The organism is bacterium (genome assembly GCA_035945995.1).
Taxonomy (GTDB): domain Bacteria; phylum Sysuimicrobiota; class Sysuimicrobiia; order Sysuimicrobiales; family Segetimicrobiaceae; genus DASSJF01.
The window spans coordinates 1-1516 of record DASYZR010000121.1 but is presented as its reverse complement, the minus strand read 5'-3'; the positions used below and the strand labels follow the sequence as shown (position 1 = coordinate 1516).

General features: G+C 65.8%; 1 protein-coding gene. It reads left to right on the top strand.

Going from position 1 to position 1516, the window contains the following annotated elements:
• Window positions 1-219 precede the first annotated feature (219 nt).
• Window positions 220-1296 (top strand): IS5 family transposase, encoded by a 1077-nt coding sequence (locus tag VGZ23_14280; protein ID HEV2358757.1) that lies wholly within the window; start codon window positions 220-222, stop codon window positions 1294-1296.
• The last annotated feature ends 220 nt before the right edge of the window (window positions 1297-1516 follow it).

Genomic DNA, 1516 nt, shown 5'->3' with positions numbered 1-1516 from the left:
AGACCGCCAGCAACGCGTAGAGTCGAGGCTCTACGGGTTCTACAGGTTCTACGGGTTCTACAGGTTTCAGGTTCTGAGTTCCCGGTTCAAGGTTCGAACGGCTGCGGCCGCGAGAACCCGAGAACCGAGAACCGAGAACCTTTAGCAGGTTGCTGAAAAAGTAAGTTTCCCAGCCGATCCGCGTGTACTACGATGCTCCCGTCGCTTGGAGGGAGCCGCATGCGTGGAGCCGACGAGACGTCCGGATCGATGTTCAGCTACGTGTCGCTGGAGGCCCGCGTGCCGGCGGATCATCCCTTGCGGGGGATCCGCCGGATTACCGACCGCGCCCTGGAGCGACTGTCGCCCCGGTTCGACACGCTGTACGTGAAATTCGGCCGTCCGTCGATTCCGCCCGAGCAGCTGCTGCGGGCGCTGCTCCTGCAGGCGCTGTATACCATTCGCAGTGAGCGGCAACTGATCGAGCAGCTCGATTTCAACCTGCTGTTTCGGTGGTTTGTCGGACTCGGCATGGACGACCCGGTGTGGGTGGCGACGACGTTCACGAAGAACCGCGACCGCCTGCTGAACGGCGACGTGGCGGCGGCGTTTTTCGAGGCGGTACTGATCCACGCCGACGCCGAGCGGTTGTTGTCCGATGACCATTTCACGGTGGACGGCACGCTGCTCGAGGCGTGGGCGAGCCACAAGAGCTTCCGCCCGCGCGACGAGGAGCCGCCGGCCGGGGGCGCCAACCCGCCCGTCGATTTCCACGGGCAGCGCCGGACGAATCTGACCCACCAGTCGACGACCGATCCCGACGCCCGGCTGTACAAAAAGGCGCGCGGGCGCGAAGCCCGCTTGAGCTATCTGGGCCACGTCCTCATGGAGCACCGCTCCGGCCTGATCGTGCGGGCCACGGTCACGCCCGCCGATGGGTACGGCGAACGGGACGCCGCCGTCGCGATGATTGGCGATCTGGTCGGCGAGCAGCGGATCACCGTGGCCGGGGACAAGGGCTACGACACGCGCGACTTCGTCGCCGCGCTCCGCGCCATGCACGTCACGCCGCACATCGCCCAGCACACCACCGGGCGACGCAGTGCGATCGACGGACGCACGACACGCCACGCCGGGGACGAGGTCAGTCAACGGAAACGCAAGCTCGTGGAGCAGAGCTTTGGGTGGATGAAGACCGTCGGCGGATTGCGCACACTTCGCCATCGCGGCGGTCCGCTCGTCACCTGGCTCTTCACCTTTACGGCCGCGGCGTACAACATCGTCCGCCTGCGCCGGCTGCTGCCCGAGCCCGTGTAGCGCGCGACGCGGCGCGCCCGGAGCCGCCGCCCCGGGCGCCACGCCACCCGAACGGGCCGGCCGAGACGAGCAAATACCAATGACCCAAGTCACTATTTCAGCAGCCTGTTAGGAACAAACATTCCCGGCCCTGGAGATGTCTGGCACGAGTCTCCGCGCTTCCCAACCTGTCGTGACTAGAAAACGGCGGCCAAGATCTTGGGTTACGCTGCATGAGAGC